Annotated in this window: 4 protein-coding genes and 1 pseudogene; 4 read left to right on the forward strand and 1 reads right to left on the reverse strand. The window is 66.7% G+C overall.

Annotation, left to right across the window (positions count from 1 at the left end):
• Window positions 1-87 precede the first annotated feature (87 nt).
• The 3 genes and pseudogenes from J7E68_RS06990 (at window position 88) to J7E68_RS07000 (ending at window position 3,265) form a co-directional block, all read left to right on the forward strand.
• A pseudogene (locus J7E68_RS06990) lies at window positions 88-1,032 on the forward strand (ABC transporter permease).
• Window positions 1,029-2,702 carry an ABC transporter ATP-binding protein gene (locus J7E68_RS06995; protein ID WP_215171143.1) on the forward strand — a complete coding sequence of 558 codons (1,674 nt, stop codon included), beginning with the start codon at window positions 1,029-1,031 and terminating at the stop codon, window positions 2,700-2,702. Before J7E68_RS06990 ends, J7E68_RS06995 begins: the two are co-directional and overlap by 4 nt.
• A gap of 2 nt (window positions 2,703-2,704) precedes the next feature.
• Window positions 2,705-3,265 (forward strand): PH domain-containing protein, encoded by a 561-nt coding sequence (locus J7E68_RS07000; protein WP_215171145.1) that lies wholly within the window; start codon window positions 2,705-2,707, stop codon window positions 3,263-3,265.
• A gap of 22 nt (window positions 3,266-3,287) precedes the next feature.
• Here the strand turns inward: J7E68_RS07000 and J7E68_RS07005 are convergent, their stop codons facing one another.
• Window positions 3,288-4,073 (reverse strand): CPBP family intramembrane glutamic endopeptidase, encoded by a 786-nt coding sequence (locus J7E68_RS07005; protein WP_396652490.1) that lies wholly within the window; start codon window positions 4,071-4,073, stop codon window positions 3,288-3,290.
• Window positions 4,074-4,176: 103 nt separating this feature from the next.
• Between J7E68_RS07005 and typA the strand changes: the two genes are divergently transcribed.
• A complete protein-coding gene (typA, locus tag J7E68_RS07010) occupies window positions 4,177-6,090 on the forward strand; it encodes a translational GTPase TypA (RefSeq protein ID WP_215171155.1) in 1,914 nt (637 codons plus the stop codon).
• Window positions 6,091-6,141: the final 51 nt, after the last annotated feature.

The raw sequence follows: 6,141 nt of genomic DNA on the forward strand, positions 1-6,141 counted from the left end.
CGTTCGTCACCGTCTTCGTCATCCTGTATGTCCTGGTGAACCTTCTCATCGACCTGCTCTACGGTCTGCTCGACCCGAGGATTCGCTATGCCTGATCCCACATCTCAGAAGCACTACGTCGCTCCGATCGAGACGGAGTCGATCTCCGTCGACGCCGTCCGGATATCCGACAAGCCCAGCAATCTGTGGCGCGACGCCTGGTTCGACCTTCGTCGTCGTCCGCTGTTCTGGTTCTCGGTCGTGCTCGCGCTGTTCTTCCTCGTGATGGCACTCTGGCCCACGCTGTTCACCGCGACGCCGCCCAACGACGACTGCTCTCTGTCGAACAGCAACGGCGGTCCGACGGACGGGCATCCCCTCGGGTTCACGTTCCAGGGATGAGACATCTATGCACGCGTCGTCTGGGGCGCGCAGACCTCGCTGGCGGTGGGTCTGATCGCAACCGTGATCGCATCGATCCTCGGTCTGATCATGGGCGCCCTCGCGGGTTTCTACGGCGGATGGCTCGACTCGATCCTCTCGCGCGTCGGAGACATCTTCTTCGCGATCCCGTACATCCTCGCGGCCGTGGTCGTGATGACGGTGTTCCGGGATTCTCGGTCGGTATGGACTCTCGCGTTCGCTATCGGCGGGTTCGCGTGGGCCTCGACGGCCCGTGTCGTGCGAGCCGAGGGGCGCCGCGTGCGTCAGGCCGACTTCGTGATGGCCTCTCAGGCGCTCGGGCAGTCGAAGTTCAAGATCCTCCTGAACCATGTCGTCCCCAACGCGATCGCTCCGCTGCTCGTGGTGTCGACACTCGGGCTCGCGGGGGCGATCGTCGCCGAGGCGACCCTGTCGTTCCTCGGAGTGGGCCTCGGGAGCGGCGTGATGTCGTGGGGCAACGACATCAGCGATGCTCAGGCTTCGCTGCGGATCGCGCCGATGGCACTCATCTATCCGTCGATCGCGCTCACCCTCGCGGTGCTGGCGTTCGTCACCCTGGGCGAGCTCATCAGAGACGCCCTCGACCCGAAGGCGAGGGCACGCCGATGAGCGAGCGAATCCCCGAACAGGTCCCGCTGCTGAGCATCCGCGACCTCACCGTCGCCTTCCGCACGCAGGAGGGTCTGCGCGAAGTGCTCCACGGAGTCAGCTTCGACATCATGCCCGGCGAGACCGTCGCGATCGTGGGCGAGTCGGGCTCGGGCAAGTCCACGACGGCCACGGCCATCGTGAACCTGCTGCCCGGTACCGGCCAGGTCACCGCAGGATCGATCACCTTGGAGGGGCGCGAGCTCACGACACTGAACCGTCGTGAGATCGAGGCCGTCCGTGGTCGGGACATCGGCTTCGTGCCGCAGGACCCGATGTCGAACCTCAACCCCGTGTGGAGCATCGGCTTCCAGGTGAAGGAGGCGATCCGTGCGAACGGCATCGCCCAAGGACGCGAGGCCGCCAAGGCTCGTACCGTCGAGGTTCTGCAGCAGGCAGGTCTGGCGGATGCCGAGAAGCGTCTGCACCAGTTCCCGCACCAGTTCTCGGGGGGAATGCGTCAGCGTGCGCTGATCGGGATGGGCCTCGCGGCCGACCCGAAGCTGCTCATCGCCGACGAGCCGACCTCGGCTCTCGACGTGACGGTGCAGCGCGTGATCCTGGATCACATGGCATCCCTCACGCGCGACAAGGGCACCTCGGTGCTCCTGATCACGCACGACCTCGGCCTTGCGGCCGAGCGTGCCGACAAGATCATCGTGATGAACGGCGGCAACATCGTCGAGGCCGGTCCCAGCCGCGAGATCCTCGAGAACCCGCAGCACCCGTACACGAAGCGTCTGGTCGCCGCGGCGCCCAGCGTCGCGTCGCAGCGCATCCAGGCCGTGGTGGAAGACCGAGGGATCGAGACACTCGACGACCTCGCCGCCATCGCGCCGACGGTGCGTGTCGCGGGGCTCACGAAGGACTACCGAATCCGTCAGGGAAACTTCCGCAGTGAAGCCTTCCGCGCGGTCGACAACGTGTCGTTCGAGATCCCTCGGGGTAAGACGCTCGCGTTGGTGGGCGAGTCGGGCTCCGGCAAGTCCACCGTCGCCAAGATGGTGCTCAAGCTCGAGGAGCCGACCAGCGGAACCATCGAGATCGACGGCCAGGATGTGTCGAAGCTCTCGAACGCGCAGGCGTTCGGTCTGCGTCGGCGCATGCAGCCGGTGTTCCAGGACCCGTACGGCTCGCTCGATCCGCTGCGCAACATCGGCAACACGATCGCCGAGCCCATGCAGATCCATGGTGTGGGAGACCGCGCCTCGCAGCGTGAGCGGGTCGAGGAGCTTCTCGACCAGGTCTCTCTGCCTCGCGTGCTGGCGACCCGGTACCCGAACGAGCTCTCGGGCGGTCAGCGTCAGCGTGTCGCCATCGCGCGCGCTCTCGCGCTCAAGCCCGACATCATCGTCCTCGACGAGGCGGTGTCGGCGCTCGACGTGCTGGTTCAGGATCAGGTGCTGCAGCTGCTGGCCGAGCTGCAGTCCGAGCTCGGACTCACGTATCTGTTCATCACGCACGACCTCGCGGTCGTCCGTGTGTCGAGCGACCTCGTGTGCGTCATGGAGAAGGGCAAGATCGTCGAACAGGGCACTGTCGACGAGATCTTCGCCAACCCGCAGCAGGAGTACACGGATCGTCTGCTGAAGGCGATCCCCGGAGCGACGATCACCCTCGGCGGTCACTGAGAGTGAGCAGCGAACCTCGACCGGAGGCCGCACGGACATTCCGTGCGGCCTCCGGGCCCGTATCCCTGGTGCTGTGCTCGCTGCTGGCGATCTTCCTGCTCGGCGACGCCGTCGTGCGCGCCGGCTGGGGGCAGATGCTCCTGCTCGCCCCGTGGGTGCTGCTCGGGCTCTGGGTCGTCTACGAGATCGCCTTCGTCTCGGTGGTCCGCGTCGACGAGGGCGGCGCCTCGGTGCAGAACATGCTGCGTCGCACGTCTTTCGGCTGGAGCCGGGTGCGCGACATCGACCTGCGCTGGCAGCTGGTGTTCTCGCTCGATGACGGCACCGACATCTCGAGCTACGGCGGTCCGGCGAGGGCGCGTCCCGCGCGACGGCCTTCCGGTGACGACGAGGCCAAGGCGCCCGCCGGGCTCCGCGATCTGACCGACATCCGCGACCGCTGGCAGGCTGCCTCCTCCGCGGCGGATGCTCCCATCCGACGCACCTGGGACTCACGGGCGCTGATCGCCCTCGGCGCCATCGTGCTCTGGGCTGTCGTGTCGGTGCTCATCGCCAACTCCTGAGCGAGGCGCCCGCGCCCGTATGTCAGCCGGGCAGTCCGAACAGCGCCGGCCAGGTCGCCGCTGCCCACGGGTAGCCGACGAACACCGTCGCATCGATCAGGAAGTGCGCCACGAGGAACGGCATCAGCCGCCCGCTGCGCTGGAACAGCCACCCGAAGAGCAGACCCATCGCGAGGTTCCCGATGAAGGCTCCGGGCCCCTGGTACAGGTGGTAGCTCGCTCGCAGCACCGATGTCGCGAAGATGATCGCCCAAGGCCCCCACCCGAGCTGCTTCAGTCGTGCGAAGAGGTATCCGAGCACGACGAACTCCTCCTGCAGCGAGGCGCGGGCCGCTGCGAGCAGAAGCACGGGAATCGTCCACCAGTAGGCATCGAGCCCAGCGGGGTTGACGGCCACGAAGAGCCCGGTCGCCCGACCGACCAGATAGAGGCCGAGGCCCGGGATGCCGATGGCGGCGACGAGGAGGATGCCGCGGCCGACGTCTGAACCCACGCGGGTGCCGTCGAGGCCGAGTCGGCCCAGGTGGGGCTTCGCCGACTGCCAGAGCAGGAAGCACACGAGCAGCACGGGGACGATCGAGAACCCGATCGACAGGACCTGATAGATCAGATCGAAGATCTCGCGATCGCTGCGGGACGGGTTGAGGGTCGCCGTCTGGTCGGCCAGCGGTGTCTCGTCGGTGAGACGGTAGGCCAGCTGCACGACCGCGTAGACGGCAGATTGTCCGAGCCCCAGTGCGAGGACGATCGCGATCTCCCACCACAGACGTGCACGCGACGGAGCGGGGGAGAAGTCGGTGTCGGTCACGATCACGATGGTACTTTCCGGCATACAGGAACGGGGTTCGCCGCATACGATAGTCTGGAACGTCGGCTTCTCGGCAAAAACCCACACTCTTTAGGACTTATGCATGGCGCACGCCCTCCGCTCTGACCTCCGCAACGTCGCAATCGTCGCGCACGTCGACCACGGCAAGACCACCCTCGTCGACGCCATGCTGCGTCAGACGGGCTCCTTCGGCGAACACGCTCACGTCGATGAGCGCGCGATGGACTCCAACGATCTGGAGCGCGAGAAGGGCATCACGATCCTCGCGAAGAACACGGCGATCACCTACAAGGGTGTCCACGCCACGGACGGCGAGGTGACGATCAACGTGATCGACACCCCCGGCCACGCCGACTTCGGCGGTGAGGTCGAGCGCGGCCTGTCCATGGTCGACGGCGTCGTTCTGCTCGTCGACGCGAGCGAGGGCCCGCTGCCGCAGACCCGCTTCGTGCTGCGCAAGGCGCTCGAATCCAAGCTCCCCGTCATCCTGCTGGTCAACAAGACCGACCGCCCCGACGCTCGCATCGCCGAGGTCGAGGAAGAGGCGCACGACCTGCTGCTCGGACTCGCGTCCGACCTCGTCGACGACGTGCCCGACCTCGATGTCGACGCGCTGCTCGACGTTCCCGGCGTCTACGCCTCCGGACGTGCCGGTGCTGCCTCGCGCAACCGTCCGGCCGACGGATCGCTGCCCGACAACGACGACCTCGAGCCGCTCTTCGAGGCGATCCTCGAGCACGTCCCCGCTCCGGCATACGACGACGAAGCCCCGCTGCAGGCCTGGGTCACGAACCTCGACTCCAGCCCCTTCCTCGGGCGCCTCGCGCTCCTGCGCGTCTTCAACGGCACGCTCAAGAAGGGCCAGACGGTCGCGTGGGTCCGTGCAGACGGCTCCACGAGCAACGCACGCATCACCGAGCTGCTCAAGACGCGTGCGCTCGAGCGCTACCCGGCCGAGTCCGCGGGCCCTGGTGACATCGTCGCCATCGCCGGCTTCGAGAACATCACGATCGGTGAGACCATCGCCGACCCCGAGGATGTCCGCCCGCTTCCCGCGATCACGGTCGACGACCCCGCCATCTCGATGACGATCGGCACGAACACCTCGCCGCTCATGGGCAAGGTCAAGGGCCACAAGCTCACCGCTCGCATGGTCAAGGACCGTCTCGACAAGGAGCTGATCGGCAACGTCTCGCTCAAGGTCGTCGACATCGGGCGTCCCGACGCCTGGGAGGTCCAGGGCCGTGGCGAGCTCGCACTGGCGATCCTCGTCGAGAACATGCGTCGCGAGGGCTTCGAGCTCACCGTCGGCAAGCCGCAGGTGGTCACGAAGAAGGTCGACGGCAAGACCTACGAGCCGTTCGAGCACCTGACGATCGACACGCCGGAGGAGCACCTCGGCGCGATCACCCAGCTGCTCGCGGGCCGCAAGGGCCGTATGGAGAACATGACGAACCACGGCACCGGCTGGGTGCGCATGGAGTTCGTCGTCCCGTCCCGCGGCCTCATCGGCTTCCGCAGCGAGTTCCTCACCACGACGCGCGGTACCGGAATCGCGAACGCGATCTCCCACGGCTACGAGCCGTGGGCAGGATCGATCACGACCCGCCAGAACGGCTCGATCGTCGCAGACCGCACGGGTGTCGTCACCCCGTTCGCGATGATCGCGCTGCAGGAGCGCATGTCGTTCTTCGTGCAGCCGACGCAGGAGGTCTACGAGGGCATGGTGATCGGCGAGAACTCGCGCGCCGACGACATGGACGTCAACATCACGAAGGAGAAGAAGCTCACCAACATGCGTGCGGCGAGCTCCGACACCTTCGAGTCGATGACCCCTCCGCGCCAGCTCACCCTCGAGGAGAGCCTCGAGTTCGCGCGTGACGACGAATGCGTCGAGGTCACGCCCGAGGTCGTCCGCATCCGCAAGGTCAACCTCGACGCCAACACGCGTGCTCGCGACACCGCGCGCCTGAAGCGTCAGGACGCCGGCTCCTGAGAATCGTCTAAGAGAAGGGCCCTGTACAGCCGTAAATGGCTGTACAGGGCC

The sequence above is a fragment of the Microbacterium sp. ISL-103 genome, assembly GCF_018613995.1.
Taxonomy (GTDB): Bacteria; Actinomycetota; Actinomycetes; order Actinomycetales; family Microbacteriaceae; genus Microbacterium.